This window comes from Micromonospora sp. BQ11 (assembly GCF_052068135.1).
Lineage (GTDB): Bacteria > Actinomycetota > Actinomycetes > Mycobacteriales > Micromonosporaceae > Micromonospora.
In genome coordinates, this window is record NZ_JBQHDB010000018.1 from 38,371 (window position 1) to 55,780 (window position 17,410).

The 17,410-nt window shown below is 71.6% G+C and carries 16 protein-coding genes; 10 read left to right on the forward strand and 6 right to left on the reverse strand.

Annotated elements, in window-relative coordinates; genetic code table 11:
- Window positions 1–3: 3 nt before the first annotated feature.
- Window positions 4–1,077 carry a DUF2332 domain-containing protein gene (locus tag ACTMSW_RS28335; RefSeq protein WP_441183778.1) on the reverse strand — a complete coding sequence of 358 codons (1,074 nt, stop codon included), beginning with the start codon at window positions 1,075–1,077 and terminating at the stop codon, window positions 4–6.
- A gap of 158 nt (window positions 1,078–1,235) precedes the next feature.
- Between ACTMSW_RS28335 and ACTMSW_RS28340 the strand changes: the two genes are divergently transcribed.
- From ACTMSW_RS28340 to ACTMSW_RS28370, 7 genes are all read left to right on the forward strand, one after another.
- Window positions 1,236–1,544, forward strand: a complete 309-nt coding sequence (locus tag ACTMSW_RS28340; protein WP_357035122.1) for a YbaB/EbfC family nucleoid-associated protein — start codon at window positions 1,236–1,238, stop codon at window positions 1,542–1,544.
- A gap of 8 nt (window positions 1,545–1,552) precedes the next feature.
- The gene (recR, locus tag ACTMSW_RS28345) at window positions 1,553–2,146 is read left to right on the forward strand and encodes a recombination mediator RecR (protein WP_441183779.1); all 594 of its coding nucleotides are present in this window, start codon (window positions 1,553–1,555) and stop codon (window positions 2,144–2,146) included.
- Window positions 2,147–2,410: 264 nt separating this feature from the next.
- On the forward strand, window positions 2,411–4,075 hold the full coding sequence (locus tag ACTMSW_RS28350) for an ABC transporter substrate-binding protein (protein ID WP_441183780.1): 1,665 nt from the start codon (window positions 2,411–2,413) through the stop codon (window positions 4,073–4,075).
- An 80-nt stretch (window positions 4,076–4,155) separates the two neighbouring features.
- Complete coding sequence (locus tag ACTMSW_RS28355) at window positions 4,156–5,160, forward strand: ABC transporter permease (protein WP_441183781.1); 1,005 nt, start codon at window positions 4,156–4,158, stop codon at window positions 5,158–5,160.
- On the forward strand, window positions 5,157–6,113 hold the full coding sequence (locus tag ACTMSW_RS28360; protein WP_441183783.1) for an ABC transporter permease: 957 nt from the start codon (window positions 5,157–5,159) through the stop codon (window positions 6,111–6,113). The genes ACTMSW_RS28355 and ACTMSW_RS28360 overlap by 4 nt, the downstream gene beginning before the upstream one ends.
- An 8-nt stretch (window positions 6,114–6,121) precedes the next feature.
- Window positions 6,122–7,237 (forward strand): ABC transporter ATP-binding protein, encoded by a 1,116-nt coding sequence (locus tag ACTMSW_RS28365; protein ID WP_441183784.1) that lies wholly within the window; start codon window positions 6,122–6,124, stop codon window positions 7,235–7,237.
- 35 nt (window positions 7,238–7,272) lie between these two features.
- Window positions 7,273–8,373: an ABC transporter ATP-binding protein gene (locus ACTMSW_RS28370; protein ID WP_441183888.1), complete on the forward strand. Its 1,101-nt coding sequence runs from the start codon at window positions 7,273–7,275 to the stop codon at window positions 8,371–8,373.
- Between the two features lie 94 nt (window positions 8,374–8,467).
- On the opposite strand, the gene ACTMSW_RS28375 is transcribed toward ACTMSW_RS28370, so the two are convergent.
- Window positions 8,468–8,911 carry a hypothetical protein gene (locus ACTMSW_RS28375; RefSeq protein WP_441183785.1) on the reverse strand — a complete coding sequence of 148 codons (444 nt, stop codon included), beginning with the start codon at window positions 8,909–8,911 and terminating at the stop codon, window positions 8,468–8,470.
- Window positions 8,893–9,549, reverse strand: coding sequence for an HNH endonuclease family protein (locus ACTMSW_RS28380; protein WP_441183786.1), 657 nt, complete (start codon window positions 9,547–9,549; stop codon window positions 8,893–8,895). The genes ACTMSW_RS28375 and ACTMSW_RS28380 overlap by 19 nt, the downstream gene beginning before the upstream one ends.
- A gap of 108 nt (window positions 9,550–9,657) precedes the next feature.
- On the opposite strand from ACTMSW_RS28380, the gene ACTMSW_RS28385 reads away from it, so the two are divergent.
- Window positions 9,658–11,100 carry an MFS transporter gene (locus ACTMSW_RS28385; RefSeq protein WP_441183787.1) on the forward strand — a complete coding sequence of 481 codons (1,443 nt, stop codon included), beginning with the start codon at window positions 9,658–9,660 and terminating at the stop codon, window positions 11,098–11,100.
- Between the two features lie 207 nt (window positions 11,101–11,307).
- Here the strand turns inward: ACTMSW_RS28385 and leuA are convergent, their stop codons facing one another.
- The 3 genes from leuA to ACTMSW_RS28400 all read right to left on the reverse strand — a co-directional run bounded on the left by leuA (window position 11,308) and on the right by ACTMSW_RS28400 (window position 14,845).
- Window positions 11,308–13,065: a 2-isopropylmalate synthase gene (gene leuA / locus ACTMSW_RS28390; RefSeq protein WP_441183788.1), complete on the reverse strand. Its 1,758-nt coding sequence runs from the start codon at window positions 13,063–13,065 to the stop codon at window positions 11,308–11,310.
- A 257-nt stretch (window positions 13,066–13,322) separates the two neighbouring features.
- A complete protein-coding gene (locus ACTMSW_RS28395) occupies window positions 13,323–13,862 on the reverse strand; it encodes a nitroreductase family protein (RefSeq protein WP_441183789.1) in 540 nt (179 codons plus the stop codon).
- An 83-nt stretch (window positions 13,863–13,945) separates the two neighbouring features.
- Window positions 13,946–14,845, reverse strand: a complete 900-nt coding sequence (locus ACTMSW_RS28400; RefSeq protein WP_441183790.1) for a hypothetical protein — start codon at window positions 14,843–14,845, stop codon at window positions 13,946–13,948.
- A 221-nt stretch (window positions 14,846–15,066) separates the two neighbouring features.
- Here ACTMSW_RS28400 and ACTMSW_RS28405 point away from each other — a divergent pair, with 221 nt between their 5' ends.
- Window positions 15,067–16,332 carry an aspartate kinase gene (locus ACTMSW_RS28405; RefSeq protein ID WP_441183791.1) on the forward strand — a complete coding sequence of 422 codons (1,266 nt, stop codon included), beginning with the start codon at window positions 15,067–15,069 and terminating at the stop codon, window positions 16,330–16,332.
- A gap of 5 nt (window positions 16,333–16,337) precedes the next feature.
- Window positions 16,338–17,399 carry an aspartate-semialdehyde dehydrogenase gene (locus ACTMSW_RS28410; RefSeq protein ID WP_441183792.1) on the forward strand — a complete coding sequence of 354 codons (1,062 nt, stop codon included), beginning with the start codon at window positions 16,338–16,340 and terminating at the stop codon, window positions 17,397–17,399.
- Window positions 17,400–17,410 lie beyond the last annotated feature (11 nt).

Below are 17,410 nucleotides of genomic sequence, written 5' to 3' on the forward strand. Positions count from 1 at the left end.
CGGTCAGATGGCTCGGGCGGGCAGACCGTGCGGGTGCGCCGTGGCGAGCAGCCGCTCGTCGGCGTCGCCGAGCCGGGCGCGGAGCTGGAAGTGGTCCGGCCCCTGGTCCGGGTACGGCTCGAACAGCAGGTGGGCCACCGGCGCGTCGGCGGTCGCCGCCGAGGCCAGACGGTCGAGTTCGGCGGTGACCCGGGCCCACTCGTCGGCCGGCACGTACTGCCGCATCACCGAGTGCCACACCACGGTCAGCGTCCCGGGGCGCGGCGCGATGCCGGCCAGGAAGTCCGCCGCGCCCACCGCCTCCACCCGGGCCGGTACGTCGCGGGCCAGCTCCAGCGCGCCGGCCAGCCGCCCGGTCCGCGCGGTGTGCTCCGGCCAGACGTACGCCCGCAGTGCCAGTTCCCCCTCCGGGCTGCCCGGGTCGAGCGGAGTGACGTCGCAGCCGACCCGCTCCACCACGGTCAGCTCCGGGTGCGTCCCGGCGGCCTCCCGCAGCCAGTCGGGCACGCCGGTCCGCCAGGCGTCCGGCAGCCGGACCGGCGAGTCGGCCGGGCCCCAGGCGAAGTCGTCCGCCTCCATTCGGAAGCGGTCGGCGCGCAGGTTGAGCCCGGCGCTCGCGCCCAGCTCGACCAGGCGTACCGGCCGGTCGCCGGTCCCGGCCACGGCGTGCAGCAGCCCGGCGAGCAGCAGGTTGGCGCGCCCGACCTCGTTGGTCTGCGGGGGCCGGGGCAGCCACGCCCGGACGTCGTCCCGCCGGTCGGCGAGGAGTTCCCGGAGGGCGGCCCAGGCGCCGTCCGCGTCCGCCGGCGTGTAGGCGCCACCGACGGACGGGTAGTAGCGGGCCAGGTCGGGGGCCTGTCCGGTGAGCACCAGGGCGTGCACGCCGCCGAGGATCCGGAGCGGCACGGCGGCGTCGAGGGGCAGCTCGTCGTACCCCTCGATGACGCTGGCGTACGGCCCGCCGGCCCGGATGTCGTCCGCGGCGCGGACCAGCAGGTCGTGATAGAGGCCCGCGTCCATGTCCGCGCAGGACCGGGCCTGCTTCTCCAGTACGGCGACGGCCTGTTCGACGGACATTCCGGGCCTCCTCCGGTCGATCCGTCGATCATCCGGCGACGACCGGCGGTGCGGAAGCACCGGGCGGGGCGAGTCCGGTCACAGCGGTTAGGCTGGGCGGCGGCCCAGCAGACGAGTGCGAGAAGGAGCCATCCGTGCGCCCAGGTGGACAGCCGAACATGCAGCAGATGCTGAAGCAGGCGCAGAAGATGCAGCAGCAGATCGCCAAGGCGCAGGCCGAGCTGGCCGAGGCGGAGCTGACCGGCACCGCCGGCGGGGGCCTGGTGACCGCGACGGTCGCCGGCACCGGTGAGCTGAAGTCCATCCGGATCGACCCGAAGGCCGTCGACCCGGAGGACGTGGAGACGCTGGAGGACCTGGTCGTCGCGGCCGTGCACAACGCCTCCGAGGCGGCGCGGGAGCTGACCGAGCAGAAGATGGGCCCGGTCTCCGGTGGCATGGGCGGCCTCGGCCTGCCCGGTTTCTGAGCCACCAGATGTACGAGGGTGCCATCCAGGACCTGATCGACGAGCTGGGCCGCCTGCCGGGCGTGGGCCCGAAGAGCGCCCAGCGGATCGCCTTCCACGTGCTGTCCGCGGACCCGGCCGACGTCAACCGGTTGGCCGGTGCGCTGCGCAAGGTCAAGGAGCTGGTCCGGTTCTGCACGAGCTGCTACAACGTGGCCGAGTCCGACCAGTGCCGGATCTGCCGTGACCCGCGCCGCACCGACGAGGTGCTGTGTGTGGTCGAGGAACCCAAGGACGTGGTGGCGATCGAGCGGACCGGCGAGTTCCGCGGTCGCTACCACGTGCTCGGCGGCGCGATCAATCCGCTGGAGGGCATCGGGCCGGACAACCTGCGCATCCGTGAGCTGATGACCCGCCTGAGTACGGGTGTCGTGCGGGAGCTGATCCTGGCCACCGATCCGAACACCGAGGGCGAGGCGACCGCCACCTACCTGGCGCTGATGGTCAAGCCGATGGGGATCGCGGTGACCCGGCTGGCCAGCGGCCTGCCGGTCGGCGGCGACCTGGAGTACGCCGACGAGATCACGCTCGGCCGCGCCTTCGAGGGCCGCCGGGCGGTCTGATCGCCCGCCGAGCTGGCCGGGCCGTCTGACACCTGGTGCCCAAAGCGCCGCGCTCGACGTAACAGTTTGGCATCGCGGATCGAGATCGTTCGGCGTACGGCCGGTTCTGCCTTCGATTCGTAGGTCACGGCTCCTCAAAGACACGATCCGATACCAACCGTCCGTCCGGCGGTTTCCGCAGCGTCGGCGCGGGAGCTATGGTCACCGCCATCGGTGACCCCTGTCACCACGTTGTCCGTACCCCTAAGGACGAGGTGAAGCACCATGCGTGCAACCAGGCCGAAGGCCGCTCTCGCGGCCGTTGCGGTCGCGGCCCTCGCGGTAGCAGGCTGCGCCGAGAGCAACCGCGATGATTCTTCCGGCGGCAGCAAGAAGGACACCCTCGTCTTCGGCGTAGCCGGAGACCCGAAGGTGCTCGACCCGAGCTTCGCCAGCGACGGTGAGTCGCTGCGCGTGGCGCGCCAGGTCTTCGAGACCCTGGTCCGCCCCGAGGAGGGTGGCACCAAGGTCACGCCCGGCCTGGCCGAGTCCTGGACGCCCGACGCCGCCGGCACCACCTGGACCTTCAAGCTCCGCTCGGGCGTGAAGTTCCACGACGGCGCGGACTTCAACGCCGAGGCCGTCTGCGTCAACTTCAACCGCTGGTACAACTCCAAGGGCCTCATGCAGAGCCCGGACGTGACCCCGTACTGGCAGGACATCATGGGCGGCTTCGCCAAGAACGAGGACCCGGAGCTGCCGCCGAGCCTCTTCAAGTCCTGCACCGCCAAGGACGCGACCACCGTCGACCTGGCGTTCAACCGGGTCTCCAGCAAGATCCCGTCGGCCCTGATGCTGCCGTCGTTCTCCATCCACAGCCCGAAGGCCCTGGAGCAGTACGACGCCAGCAACGTCGGTGGCACCGCCGAGGACATCAAGTACCCCGAGTACGCCACGGCGCACCCGACCGGTACCGGCCCGTTCAAGTTCAAGTCCTGGGACGTCGCCAACAAGACGCTCACCCTGGAGCGCAACGAGGACTACGCGGGCGCCAAGGCCAAGCTGAAGACCCTCATCTTCAAGACCATCTCCGACGAGAACGCGCGCAAGCAGGCGCTGCGCTCCGGTGACATCCAGGGGTACGACCTGGTTGGCCCGGCCGACGTCGAGCCGCTGAAGACGGAGGGCTTCAACGTCCTCACCCGTCCGGCGTTCAACGTCCTCTACGTGGCGATGAACCAGAAGGGCAACCCGAAGCTGGCCGACATCAAGGTCCGGCAGGCGATCGCCCACGCGCTCAACCGTCAGGCCCTGGTCGACTCGAAGCTGCCCCCGGGCGCCAAGGTCGCGGTGAACTTCATGCCGGACACCGTCGAGGGCTGGAACGGCGACGTCACCAAGTACGACTACAACCCGGAGAAGGCCAAGCAGCTGCTGGCCGAGGCCGGCGCGTCGAACCTGACGCTGCGGTTCCACTACCCGACCGAGGTCACCCGCCCGTACATGCCGAACCCGAAGGACATCTTCGAGCTGCTGTCGGCGGACCTCAAGGCGGTCGGCATCACCGTTCAGCCGATCCCGCTGAAGTGGAGCCCGGACTACCTGAACGCCACCACCTCCGGCGACAAGCACGACCTGCACTTCCTGGGCTGGACGGGTGACTACGGCGACGCGTACAACTTCATCGGCACCTTCTTCGACCGGCAGAAGGACGAGTGGGGCTACAACAACCCCGCGCTCTTCGCCCAGTTCAAGGACGCCGACAGCACCGCCGACGCGGCGGCCCGGGTCGAGAAGTACAAGGCGCTGAACAAGGCGATCATGGACTTCCTGCCGGGTGTGCCGGTGTCGCACTCGCCGCCGGCGATCGTGTTCGGCAAGGACGTGACCGGGATCAAGGCGAGCCCGCTCACCGACGAGCGGTACGCCACCGCCGAGTTCAAGTCCTGACCTGACGCACAAGGACCGCGGGCGGGCGCTGTGAACCACAGCGCCCGCCCGCGGGCCTCCGTACCCCCTTCGAGGCCACCGTGTTCCGGTTCATCGTCAGACGCCTGCTCCAGCTGATACCGACGCTGTTCGGGCTCTCCCTCCTGCTCTTCATCTGGCTCCGCCGGCTACCCGGCGGTCCCGAGACCGCGATCCTCGGCGAGCGCGGCACGCCCGAGATGCGGGCCGCCATCCGCCGCAGCATGGGCCTGGACGAGCCGATCCTGGTGCAGTACGGCCGCTTCGTCCGCCGGCTGATCCGGTTCGACCTCGGCACGTCCACCTCGACCAAGCGGTCGGTGGTCACCGAGTTCCTGGAGCGCTTCCCGGGCACGGTGGAGCTGTCCATCGCGGCGATGCTGATCGCGATCGGGCTCGGCATCCCGCTGGGCTACCTGGCCGCCCGGCGTCGCGGCCGGATGCTGGACCATCTGTCGGTGGGCGGGTCGCTGATCGGGATCTGCATCCCGGTCTTCTTCCTGGCGTACCTGCTCAAGGCGGTCTTCGCCGAGAACCTGGGCTGGTTCCCCTCCAGTGGGCGGCAGGACCCGACGATCGGGGCGACGCGGGTCACCAACTTCTTCGTCCTCGACGGACTCATGACGCGGGAGTGGGACGCCGCCGCCGACGCGATCTGGCACCTGGTGCTGCCGGCCGTCGCGCTCGCCAGCATCCCGCTGGCGATCATCGTGCGGATCACCCGGGCCAGCGTCCTGGAGGTGCTCAACGAGGACTTCGTGCGGACCGCCGAGGCCAAGGGCCTGACCGAGCGGACCGTCCGCGGCCGCCACGTGCTGCGCAACTCCCTGCTGCCGGTGGTCACCTCGATCGGACTGCTCACCGGCGGCCTGCTCTCCGGCGCCGTGTTGACCGAGACCGTCTTCGCCTTCAGTGGCATCGGAGCGTTCGTCGCCGAGGCCATCGGCCAGCGCGACTACCCGGTGCTGATGGGCTTCATCCTGATCATCGCGGTGGTGTACGTGCTGGTGAACCTCCTGGTCGACCTCTCCTACAGCCTGATCGACCCGAGGGTGAGGGTCCGATGACGATCACCTCCGGCAAGAAGAAGGAAAAGATCGACCGGCTCGCCGAGCTGGCCGCGCGGGACGACGAGCGCGGCGTCAGCCTCTGGCAGGAGGCGTTCCGCCGGTTGCGCCGCAACCCGGCCGCGATCGTCGGCGCCGTCGTCCTGGCGCTCTTCGTCCTGGTGGCCCTGATCGGGCCGTTCCTGGTGCCCCACGCGCCGGACGCCCAGCTCTGGAAGGGGGAGGTCCGTCTCGGCGACTTCCCCGGCCCGCGGTCGGAGAACTGGTTCGGCACCGACCAGCTCGGCCGCGACGAGTTCAGCCGCATGATCGTCGGCGCCCGGCAGACCCTGCTGGTCGGCGTCGTCGCCACCCTGATCGGCCTCGCCGTCGGGTCGCTGATCGGTGGCGTCGCCGGTGCGGCCGCCGGCCTGGGCGGCCGTTGGGGCCGGGCGGTCGACAACGTCCTCATGCGCTTCGTCGACATGCTGCTGGCCATGCCGAGCCTGCTGCTGGCGATCAGCATCGCGGCCATCCTCGGCGCCGGTCTGACCACGGTCATGATCGCGGTGGGTGTGGTGTCGGTGCCGGTCTTCGCCCGGCTGCTGCGCGGCTCGATGATCTCCCAGTCGAACAGCGACTACGTGCTCGCGGCGACCTCGCTGGGCGTGAAGAAGCCGAAGATCGCCCTCTCCCACGTGGTGCCGAACTCGCTCGCCCCGGTCATCGTCCAGGCCACGCTCACCCTGGCCACCGCGATCATCGAGGCCGCGGCGCTGTCCTTCCTGGGACTCGGCAACAACGACGCCTCCATCCCCGAGTGGGGCGTCATGCTGGCCGACGCGCAGCCGTACCTCGACTCCGCACCCCGGCTGGCGATCCTGCCGGCGGTGGCCATCATCATCACCGCGCTCGGGTTCACCCTGCTCGGTGAGGCGATGCGCGAGGCCCTCGACCCGAAGCTGCGGAAGTAGGCATCCCCATGGCACTGCTCGAAGTGGACGACCTCTCCGTCACCTTCGCCCGGCGCGGTCAGCGCACCGTGCACGCGGTGGACGAGGTCTCCTTCTCCGTCGACGCCGGTGAGGTCGTCGGTCTGGTCGGCGAGTCCGGCTGCGGCAAGAGCGTCACCTCGCTGGCCATCATGGGCCTGCTGCCCAAGCAGCCGGGCCTGCGGGTCGGTGGCAAGGCCGTCTTCGACGGCACCGACCTGCTCCAGTTGGACGACCGGTCCCGCCGTGACATCCGGGGCCGGGACATCGCGATGATCTTCCAGGACCCGCTGTCCTCGCTGAACCCGGTGATCCCGATCGGGCTCCAGGTGACCGAGGTGCTCGCGCGGCACCGGGGCATGAAGGGCGCGGCGGCGGAGAAGGAGGCTGCCGCGCTGCTGGACCGGGTCGGCATCCCCGACCCGAAGCGGCGGCTCAAGGAGTACCCGCACCAGCTCTCCGGTGGCATGCGGCAGCGCGCCCTGATCGCCATGGCGGTGGCCTGCCAGCCGCGGCTGCTGATCGCCGACGAGCCGACCACCGCGCTGGACGTCACCATCCAGGCGCAGATCCTGGAACTGCTCAAGGATCTGGTCCGGGACTCCGGCACGGCGCTGCTGATGATCACGCACGACCTGGGCGTGGTCGCCGGCATGTGCGACACCGTCAACGTGCTGTACGCCGGCCGGGTGGTGGAGACCGCCCGCCGTCGTCCGCTGTTCCGCGAGCCGCGGCACCCGTACACCGTGGGGTTGCTCGGGTCGGTGCCCCGCCTGGACGCGGGGCGTGGCCAGCGGCTCAACCCCATCCCCGGCTCGGTGCGCGACGTCCTGCCCTGGCCGGACGGCTGCGCGTTCGCCCCCCGCTGCTCGCGGCGGGTCGACGCGTGCGTGGGCGAGCCGCCGGCCCTGGTGCTCACCCACGACGGTCGCAGCTACCGCTGCGTCAACCCGGCACCGGTTGCCGGGCTGACGCCGGCCGAGGACGTCCGGGCCGTGGTGCCGACGGACGCGCAGCCGGGTTCGGTGCCGGCCCAGGCCGTTCCGGACGACCCGCCCACGGTGCCCGGCCTGGGCCCCGCGCCGCGCGAGGAGGAGTCAGCGTGAGCGAGCGCAGCGAGCAGACAGTCGAGCGTGACAGCGTGCGAGACGACATCCTGGTCGAGGTCCGCGACCTGAAGGTGCACTTCCCGATCCGCCGGGGCGTGATCTTCGACCGGACGGTCGGTCATGTGAAGGCGGTCGACGGTGTCGACCTGCGCATCCCGCGCGGGAAGACGTACGGCCTGGTCGGCGAGTCCGGGTGCGGCAAGTCCACCCTCGGGCGGGCACTGCTCCAGCTCACCCCGCCGACCAGCGGTGAGGTGAGCTTCGACGGCGTCGAGCTGACCACGCTGCGGGCGGGGAAGCTCCGGGAGATGCGCCGGCGCATGCAGATGATCTTCCAGGACCCGATGTCGAGCCTGGATCCCCGGCAGAACGTCGAGTCGATCCTCACCGAGGGCCTCCAGACCCACGGCATCGGCACCGACCGCGACGACCGGCGGCGGATCATCGGCGAGACGCTGGACAAGGTCGGCCTGCCGCGCTGGGCGCTGTCCCGCTACCCGCACGAGTTCTCCGGCGGTCAGCGGCAGCGCATCGGCATCGCCCGCGCCCTGGTGCTCGGACCGGAGCTGATCGTCGCCGACGAGCCGGTGTCCGCGCTCGACGTGTCGATCCAGGCCCAGGTGGTCAACCTGCTGGACGAGCTCCAGGACACCCTCGGCCTGACCTACCTGGTGATCGCGCACGACCTGGCCGTGGTCCGGCACATCTCCGACACGGTCGGCGTGATGTACCTGGGCGCGCTGGTCGAGGAGGCGCCGGCCGACCGGCTCTACACCGAGCCGCTGCACCCGTACACGCGGGCGCTGATGTCGGCGGTGCCGGTGCCGGACCCGGACGTGGAGGACCGCCGGGAGCGGATCCTGCTCTCCGGTGACCTGCCCTCCCCGGCCAACCCGCCGTCGGGCTGCCGGTTCCACACCCGCTGCCCGTGGGCGCAGCCGACCCGCTGCGCCGACGAGCGGCCGGTGCTGCGGGACATCGGCGGCAGCCGGGTCGCGTGCCACTGGGCGGAACGGATCGCCAGCGGCGAGCTGCGCCCGCACAAGGTCGAGGTCCAGCTCACCCGGCCCCTCGGCGAGGGCGAGGAGCCGCACACCGTCTCCGCCCCCACCGAACCCGGCTCATACGTTTAAGGAAGGGCCCCCGCTTAACGCCTCCGGTAGAGGAAGGGCCCCTTCTTAACGCCTCACGTTAAGAAGGGGCCCTTCCTTCGGAGCGGGGTGGGGTTCAGCCCTCGGGGCGGTTGAGGAGGGCGACGGCGATGGTGTGCACCGCGTCCAGGGCAGCCGGGTCGGTCAGGGTGGCCCTTCCGCCGGTCACCGCGTACCACTCCTCGGCGTCCTTGTACTGCACCTTCAGCGTGACCTGACCGTCCGCGTACTCCGTGCGCAGGGTCAGCTCGCCGGTCACCACGCCGACCTCGTCGGTCATCACCCCGCCCGGTCCTGCCACGACGTCGGCCGTACGGCTCTGCGCCCCGCCGGCTGCGGCGTCCGCGCTCATGCCGGCACCCGGCACGGCGGCTCCGGCCGCCCCGTCGGCGGTCATCCCGGCGGTGCTCGGCCCGGCCGGCGGGCTCCCGGTCGCGGCGGCCGCGTCGTCGCCGCCCGCGTCCGGCGTCTGCTCCGGGGCGGGCGTCGCCCCGGCTCCGGTCACGGCTTGCTCGCCCATGTGCAGCCCTCCAACATCTCGGTCAGGGCGGCCTTCTCGGCGGTGGTCACCGTGAGCCGCCAGTGGTGCTTGACCGTGACCCAGTTCACGGCGTACTGGCACCAGTACGACCGGTTCGCCGGTTTCCACTGGGACGGGTCCTGGTCACCCTTTGCCCTGTTCGAGGTCGCGGAAACCGCGATGAGCTGCGGCTGCTGCAGGTCGTTGGCGAAATCGCCCCGCTTCGCGTCGTCCCACTCGTCGGCCCCCGACCGCCACGCGTTGGCCAGCGGCACCATGTGGTCGACGTCCACGTCGGACGGGTCCGTGAAGGCCCGCCCGTCGTACACGCTCTCCCAGCGGCCGGCGACCACGTTGCAGCCGGACAGTTCGATGTCCTCGCCGTCGCGCTTGAGGACGGTGTCCCGGACGTCGCAGTTCTTTCCGGTGTCCCGCCAGTGCGGGAACTTCTCCCGGCTGTAGCCACGCATCGACCCGGCCTTGGCGACCGTGAGCTGCTCCAGCATCTGCGCGGCGTTGCCGCCGGCGGTCGGCGACGGCTCGGGCTCCTCGACCGGGCCGCAGCCGCCCGCGCCGAGGGCGAGCGCGGCGGCGAGCGCCGCGGTCACCGCGGCACGCGGTCCTGATCTGGTACGCACAGACGACACCTTTCCAGCTTGCGGGCTCCCGGCGATCCCGCACAGTACCCGGACACGGTTTCGGCGTTTCGTGGCGTCTGTCATGAGGCGCAGGGCAGATTGGTGCGCATGACTGCACCCGCGCCCGCTCTGCGCATGGGCACCGCCTCCGGACGGGGAACGCTGCTGGCGGCGGTCCTCGCCTCCGGGATGGTCTTCCTCGACAGTACCGTGGTGAACGTGGCCCTGCCCCGGCTCGGCCGCGACCTCGGCGCGACCGTGGCGGGTCTGCAGTGGACCGTCAACGGCTACCTGTTGATGCTGGCCGCCTTCGTCCTGCTCGGTGGGGCCCTCGGTGACCGGTTCGGCCGCCGGCGGATCTTCCTGCTGGGGGTGGTGTGGTTCACACTCGCCTCCCTGCTCTGCGGCCTGGCCCAGGACACCAACCAGCTCATCGCGGCCCGCTTCCTCCAGGGCGCGGGAGGTGCGCTGCTCACCCCCGGTTCGCTGTCGGTGCTCCAGGCCAGCTTCCACCCCGACGACCGCGCCAGGGCGATCGGTGCCTGGAGCGGCCTGTCCGGCGTGTCCACCGCACTCGGCCCCTTCGTCGGCGGGCTGCTCATCGACGCGCTCTCCTGGCGGTGGATCTTCTTCCTCAACGTGCCGCTGGCCGTACTCGTGGTCCTCGCCGCCCTGCGGTGGGTGCCGGAGAGCCGGGACGAGGAGGCGTCGCGTACCGAGGGACCGGGTCGCCGGCGCCGCCGGTTCGACGTGGCGGGGGCGCTGCTCGGCGCGGTCGCCCTGGCTGGCATCACGTACGCCCTCATCGACGCCCCCGCGCGCGGTTTCGACTCGGTCCCGGTGGTGGTCGCGGCGCTGGTCGGTGTGGTCGGTGCGGTGGTCTTCGTGCTGCTCGAGCGGCGCCGGGGGGACAGCGCGATGCTGCCCACCGGGCTGTTCGGCAGCCGGCTCTTCTCGGTGCTGAACATCTTCACCGTGGCCGTGTACGCGGCCCTCGGTGGTTTCACCTTCTTCCTCGCCGTCTACCTCCAGAACGTGGTCGGCTGGTCGGCGTTCCTCACCGGGATCTCGCTGCTGCCGATGACGGTGCTGCTGCTGGTCGGGTCCGCCCGGGCCGGTGCCCTCTCGGCGCGTATCGGGCCGCGGCTGCCGCTGACCATCGGACCGGTGGTCGCCGCCCTCGGGCTGGTCCTGCTGCGCGGGGTCGACCCGGGGGCGGCGTACTGGCGGGACGTCCTGCCGGGGGTGCTGCTCTTCGGCGCCGGGCTGACCCTGGTGGTGGCGCCGCTCACCGCCTCCGTGCTGGCCGCCGTGGAGGACCGGTTCGCCGGGGTGGCGAGCGGTTTCAACAACGCGGCGTCCCGGGCGGGCGGTCTGCTCGCGGTGGCCGCGCTGCCGCTGCTGGTCGGGCTCTCCGGCGCGGGGTACGAGCGGGAGGCCGACCTGACCGACGCGTACCGGGCGGCGATGCTGTGGTGCGCCGGGCTGCTGGTCGCCGGGGCGCTGATGGCGGCCGTGCTCATCCACCGCCCGCCGCGCGCACCGCGGTGAAAGGAAGGGCCCCTTCTTAACGCCTCCGGTAGAGGAAGGGCCCCCGCTTAACACCGGACCCGCGCGTCGCGCTCTGCAGGCACCGTGTGGGCCGGTCGGGGTGGTGCGGGAAGGGCCGGCGACGGCGGGCGTCGTCACGGGCTGACGAGTGTTAAGAAGGGCCCCTTCCTCTACGCCAGGCGTTAAGAAGGGGCCCTTCCTTGCACGTCAGGTGTGGGCGCGGTTGACGGCGCTGGTGACCGCCTTGATGGTGGCGGTGACGATGTTGGCGTCCACGCCGACGCCCCACACCGTACGGCCGTCGACCTCGCACTCGACGTACGCGGCCGCCTGGGCGTCGCCGCCGGAGGACATCGCGTGCTCGTGGTAGTCGAGCACCCGTACGCCCACGCCGATCGACTGCAGCGCGTTGACGTACGCGTCGATGGGGCCGTTGCCGACGGCGGTCAGTGACGTCGGCTCGGCGCCGCGACCGACGCGGGCGTCGATCTCGACCTTGCCCTCGACGGTGCCGATCGTGTAGCCGGCCAGCACGACGGACGGGTCGACCTGGTGATCGACGAGGTAGTTCGAGGCGAAGATCTCCCACATGGTGCCCGGGTCGACCTCGCCGCCGTCGTGGTCGGTGACCTGCTGCACCACGCCGGAGAACTCGATCTGGAGGCGGCGCGGCAGGTCGAGCTGGTGCTCGGTCTTCATGATGTACGCGACGCCGCCCTTGCCGGACTGCGAGTTGACCCGGATGACGGCCTCGTAGGTGCGGCCCAGGTCCTTCGGGTCGATCGGCAGGTACGGAACGGCCCAGGTGAACTCGTCGACCGGCACCCCGGCCGCCGCGGCGTCGGCGTGCAGGGCGTCGAAGCCCTTCTTGATCGCGTCCTGGTGGGAGCCGGAGAAGGCGGTGTAGACGAGGTCGCCCGCGTACGGGTGGCGCTCGTGCACGGGCAGCTGGTTACAGTACTCGACGGCCCGCTTGACCTCGTCGATGCTCGAGAAGTCGATCATCGGGTCGATGCCCTGGGAGAACAGGTTCAGGCCCAGTGTCACCAGGTCCACGTTGCCGGTGCGCTCGCCGTTGCCGAACAGGCAGCCCTCGATCCGGTCGGCGCCGGCCAGCAGGCCCAGCTCGGCGGCGGCCACCCCGGTGCCCCGGTCGTTGTGCGGGTGCAGGCTCAGCACGAGGCTGTCCCGCCGGGGCAGGTGCCGGTGCATCCACTCGATCGAGTCGGCGTACACGTTCGGCATGGCCATCTCGACGGTGGCCGGCAGGTTGACGATCAGCTTGCGGTCCGGGGTCGGGTCGACCACCTCGATGACCTTGGCGCAGACCTCCAGCGCGTACTCCAGCTCGGTGCCCGTGTACGACTCGGGGGAGTACTCGTAGTGGATCTCGGTGTCCGGAGTGTGGATCTCCGCGTACTTCTGGCAGAGTCGCGCGCCCTGGGTGGCGATGTCGGTGATGCCGTCCCGGTCCAGCCCGAAGACCACCCGACGCTGGAGGGTCGAGGTGGAGTTGTAGAAGTGCACGATCGCCCGGTGGGCCCCGCGCAGCGACTGGAACGTCCGGTCGATCAGGTGCTCCCGGCACTGGGTCAGCACCTGGACGGTGACGTCCTCCGGGATCAGGTCCTGCTCGATCAGTTGGCGGACGAAGTCGAAGTCCGTCTGGCTGGCCGAGGGGAAGCCGACCTCGATCTCCTTGTAGCCCATCTGCACCAGCAGCTGGAACATCCGCCGCTTGCGCTCCGGCGACATGGGGTCGATGAGCGCCTGGTTGCCGTCACGCAGGTCGACCGCGCACCACCGGGGCGCGGCCTCGACGCGGCGGGTCGGCCAGGCGCGGTTCGGCAGGTCGATGCGGAACTGCTGGTGGTACGGCAGGTAGCGGCGGTACGGCATCCGGCTGGGGCGCTGCCGGGCGATCGGATCGGTGTCGGCGTCGGTGGTGCCGGCTGGATGGGCCATGGCGGAGTGCTCCCGAGGGTCATGTGTCGTCAGCGTCGAAGGTCGGCGTCGGTGCCGGAGGTCGGCGTCGGTGCCGCGCGAGAAGGTCCGAGACGGTGCGGGGCGGCGCGGTTCGACTCCGCGACGAGGTGCCGGCCGTCAGGCCTCGTCGCGGCAACCAAGAAGCAAATACGCCTGCCACATGACAGAGTCACCCTACGTGGTGGGACCGGATGTGGGAAGGCCGGTCCGAAGGATGAGACGGACTTCGCAGGCGGTCAGGCGAGCAGCAGGTCGCTGACCGGCCGGCGCCGCCGTAGGCCGGTCTCACCAGGCAGGAGATCGGCGGGGAGGCTGAGCGGGTCACCGAGCTGGCCGACGGCCACCACCACCGCCGGCAGCACGTCGGCGGGGAGGTCCAGGTCAGCCGCGAGGCCGTCGTGGTCGAGGTCGCGGAGCTGGCGTACGTGCAGGCCGAGCGCGGTGGCCTGCACGGTGAGGTGCGCCACGGCCTGACCCAGGTCGTACGCGGCGCAGCCGGTCGGGTCGGCGTCCGGCGCGAGGTGCGCGGCGAGCACCAACGCGGAGGCGCGGCCCGCCCAGCGCTGGTCGCGGAGCGGGAGGTTGACCACGATCCGCTTCCAGGTCTCGTCGTCCCGACGCCCGAGGGCGAACCGCCACGGCTGCGCGTTCCCCGCCGACGGTGCCCAGCGGGCTGCCTCCAGGAGGACGCCCGCCTCGCCCGGGGTCAGCTCCGCGGCGGGGTCGAAGGACCGGGGACTCCAACGGAAGGCGAGCAGCGGAGTGAGGTCAGCCATGGGAAGAGCGTCCCGTATGGGCGATTCATCCATCGGACAGGGTAGGCCTAATGTGGGCAAGAGCACCCGTAACGGAAGCGGACTCAGGACGTTTCCGGGCTGACCGTCGGCTCCGGTGTCGCCAGGGGAAGCGGCTCGGCCTCGACGACCGGTCCGGGAAGCTGGACGCTCGCCGGGGCCGGCGCGGGCGTACCGGTCAGGAGCAGCGTGCCGAGAGCGGTGCGCACCGCGGTCGGCGTGCCGTCCGCGTCGTAGCAGTAGATCCCTGGGTCCAGAGGCGCGGTGATCGACGCGGAGGTGGTCTCCACCGAGTAGCAGGTGCCGGCCGCGCCCGGGGGCGGCTGCGCGGGCGACACCGCCAGCGGCGAGCGCCGGTCGGTGAGCACGTCCAGCCAGTCGGTGAACGGGTGCTGCACCCGGGGGTCCAGCCGACGCGGCACGGCGTCGTCCCGGTCGCCGAGGCGGACGCAGGCCGGCGGCTCCGGCCGGGTCGCCGACGGGAGCGTGCACTGGAACAGACCGTCGGCGGTGGCGGCGAACGACACGTCCGTCGTGCCTCCCAGTGCCCCACCGGGCACGTCGACCCGCCAGCTGCCGTCGTTCGCGCTGGTCACCACGACCGTCCGGTCCGGTACCTCGGGTGCGCGCAGGACGTAGGCGGCGACCAGGTGCCGGTCCTGCGCCGCCGCCGCGAGGCCGGCCAGCTCGTCCCGCGCGGCGTTCGTCCCGGCGGACACCTCCGCCGTACCCGGTGTCGGGGTCGCCGGGGCTGTCTCCGGCTGGTCCGATCCGCAGGCGACCAGGACCAGGGGCAGGACCAGGGCGGGAGCCAGGCGCCGGACCGCCGTCGCGGTCGTGGTGCGGGCGGTCGACAGCGGCGGAACGGCCGGCTGCGCCGGAGTGGCGGGTCGCGGCGGGACGGCCGGCTGCGCCAGGGTGGCCGGGGCGGGCGCGGAGCCGGCCGGGCGGAGGAGGGCGTGCATCCGCACATTCTCGCCACCGCCGGGCCGTGGCGGGGGGCGGCGCGGCCCGACCTCGCCGGCGTGTCCCGCGCCACCCCGGCCGCGCCCCGGGGCCGGATCGTGGGATCACCCGACCCGCCGGTTCGGCCCGCCCGATACCCTGAACGCGTCTGACACGCGCCGCCGGGCTCTCATCCGGCGGCGTCGGCACGCTCAGGGTCACCGGGAGGGAGTGCACCGTCGTGGCACTCGTGGTGCAGAAGTACGGCGGGTCCTCCGTCGCCAACGCCGAGCGGATCAAGCGGGTGGCGGAGCGCATCGTCGCCGCGCGCAAGGCCGGTGACGACGTCGTGGTGGTGGTTTCCGCGATGGGCGACACCACCGACGAGCTGCTCGACCTGGCCAACCAGGTGAGCCCGCTGCCGCCGGGCCGTGAGCTGGACATGCTGCTCACCGCCGGGGAGCGGATCTCCATGGCGCTGCTGGCCATGGCGATCCACAACCTGGGGTACGAGGCCCGCTCGTTCACCGGCTCGCAGGCCGGCGTGATCACCACCTCGGTGCACGGCCGGGCGCGGATCATCGACGTCACGCCGGGTCGGCTCAAGGGCGCGCTCGACGAGGGCGCGGTCGTGATCGTCGCCGGCTTCCAGGGCGTCTCCCAGGACACCAAGGACGTGACCACCCTCGGCCGGGGTGGCTCGGACACCACCGCCGTGGCGCTCGCCGCCGCGCTGCGCGCCGACGTCTGCGAGATCTACACCGACGTGGACGGCATCTTCAGCGCCGACCCCCGGATCGTGCCCAACGCCCGGCACATCAAGCACATCACCTACGAGGAGATGTTGGAGCTGGCCGCCTGCGGCGCGAAGGTGCTGCACCTGCGCAGCGTCGAGTACGCGCGACGTGCGGGGTTGCCGATCCACGTCCGTTCGTCATACTCGACCAACACCGGCACCATGGTCACCGGATCGATGGAGGACCTTCCCGTGGAACAGGCGCTGATCACCGGGGTCGCCCACGACCGCAGCGAAGCCAAGATCACGATCGTCGGCGTGCCCGACGAGCCGGGTGCCGCGGCGAAGATCTTCGACACCGTGGCCGGTGCCGAGATCAACATAGACATGATCGTGCAGAACGTGTCCACCGAGGGCACCGGGCGTACGGACATCTCCTTCACCCTGCCCAAGACCGACGGTCCGACCGCCATGGCCGCCCTGAGCAAGATCCAGGAGTCGGTCAAGTTCAAGGGTCTGCTCTACGACGACCACGTGGGCAAGGTGTCGCTGATCGGCGCGGGCATGCGCTCGCACCCCGGTGTCGCGGCCGGCTTCTTCGCCGCCCTCGGCGCGGCCGGCGTCAACATCGAGATGATCTCCACCTCGGAGATCCGCGTCTCGGTGGTCTGCCGGGACACCGACCTGGACGCGGCGGTGCGCGCCATCCACGACGCCTTCGACCTCGGTGGCGACACCGAGGCGGTCGTGTACGCGGGGACGGGGCGGTAGCCACCGTGACGTCGCTGCCCACCCTTGCCGTGGTCGGAGCGACCGGTGCCGTCGGCACCGTCATGTGCGAGCTGCTCACCGCCCGCAGGAACGTCTGGGGCGAGATCCGGCTGCTCGCGTCCGCCCGGTCGGCGGGCCGCACCGTGCGCTGCCGGGGCGAGGACCTGACCGTCCAGGAGTTGACCGAGGACGCGTTCGACGGCGTCGACGTCGCGATGTTCGACGTGCCGGACGAGGTCTCCGCGCGCTGGGCGCCCGTCGCGGTCCGCCGTGGGGCGGTCGCGGTGGACAACTCCGGTGCCTTCCGGATGGACCGCGACGTCCCGCTCGTGGTGCCGGAGATCAACCCCGATCAGGTACGCAACCGGCCCAAGGGGATCATCGCCAACGCCAACTGCACCACCCTCGCGATGATCGTCGCGGTCGCGCCGCTGCACCGTGAGTACGGCCTCCGCGAGCTGGTGCTCGCGTCGTACCAGGCGGTGTCCGGCGCGGGGCAGGCCGGTGTGGACGTCCTGCACGCCCAGCTCGCCAAGATCGCCGGTGACCGGGCGCTCGGCTCCCGTCCGGGCGACGTACGCCAGGCGGTCGGCGACGAGCTGGGCCCCTTCCCGGCGCCGCTGGCGCTCAACGTGGTGCCCTGGGCCGGCTCGGCCGCCGACGGCGGTTGGTCGTCCGAGGAGATGAAGATGCGCAACGAGTCGCGCAAGATCCTCGGCCTGCCCGACCTGAAGGTCTCCGCCACGTGCGTCCGCGTACCCGTGGTGACCGGTCACTCGATCGCCGTGCACGCCGTCTTCGCCACCGAGGTCGACGCCGAGGGCGCCCGCGAGGTGCTGCGCAACGCCCCCGGCGTGATCCTGGTCGACGAGCCGGCGGCCGGGGAGTTCCCCATGCCGATCGACGCCGTGGGCACCGACCCGTCCTGGATCGGCCGCATCCGCCGCGCCCTGGACGACCCGCGCGCGCTGGACTTCTTCGTCACCGGCGACAACCTGCGCAAGGGCGCCGCCCTCAACACCGCGCAGATCGCCGAGCTCCTCGCCCGCGAACTGACCCACCCCTGACCCACCCGGTC

Excerpts from the sequence above, each read along its gene's own strand:
- recR (WP_441183779.1), top strand. The coding sequence starts at position 1,553 with ATGTACGAGGGTGCCATCCAGGACCTGATCGACGAGCTGGGCCGCCTG.
- ACTMSW_RS28375 (WP_441183785.1), bottom strand. The coding sequence starts at position 8,911 with ATGGGCGAGCAAGCCGTGACCGGAGCCGGGGCGACGCCCGCCCCGGAG.
- leuA (WP_441183788.1), bottom strand. The coding sequence starts at position 13,065 with ATGGCCCATCCAGCCGGCACCACCGACGCCGACACCGATCCGATCGCC.
- ACTMSW_RS28335 (WP_441183778.1), bottom strand. The coding sequence starts at position 1,077 with ATGTCCGTCGAACAGGCCGTCGCCGTACTGGAGAAGCAGGCCCGGTCC.
- ACTMSW_RS28360 (WP_441183783.1), top strand. The coding sequence starts at position 5,157 with ATGACGATCACCTCCGGCAAGAAGAAGGAAAAGATCGACCGGCTCGCC.
- ACTMSW_RS28400 (WP_441183790.1), bottom strand. The coding sequence starts at position 14,845 with ATGCACGCCCTCCTCCGCCCGGCCGGCTCCGCGCCCGCCCCGGCCACC.
- ACTMSW_RS28395 (WP_441183789.1), bottom strand. The coding sequence starts at position 13,862 with ATGGCTGACCTCACTCCGCTGCTCGCCTTCCGTTGGAGTCCCCGGTCC.
- ACTMSW_RS28340 (WP_357035122.1), top strand. The coding sequence starts at position 1,236 with ATGCAGCAGATGCTGAAGCAGGCGCAGAAGATGCAGCAGCAGATCGCC.
- ACTMSW_RS28365 (WP_441183784.1), top strand. The coding sequence starts at position 6,122 with ATGGCACTGCTCGAAGTGGACGACCTCTCCGTCACCTTCGCCCGGCGC.
- ACTMSW_RS28350 (WP_441183780.1), top strand. The coding sequence starts at position 2,411 with ATGCGTGCAACCAGGCCGAAGGCCGCTCTCGCGGCCGTTGCGGTCGCG.
- ACTMSW_RS28385 (WP_441183787.1), top strand. The coding sequence starts at position 9,658 with ATGACTGCACCCGCGCCCGCTCTGCGCATGGGCACCGCCTCCGGACGG.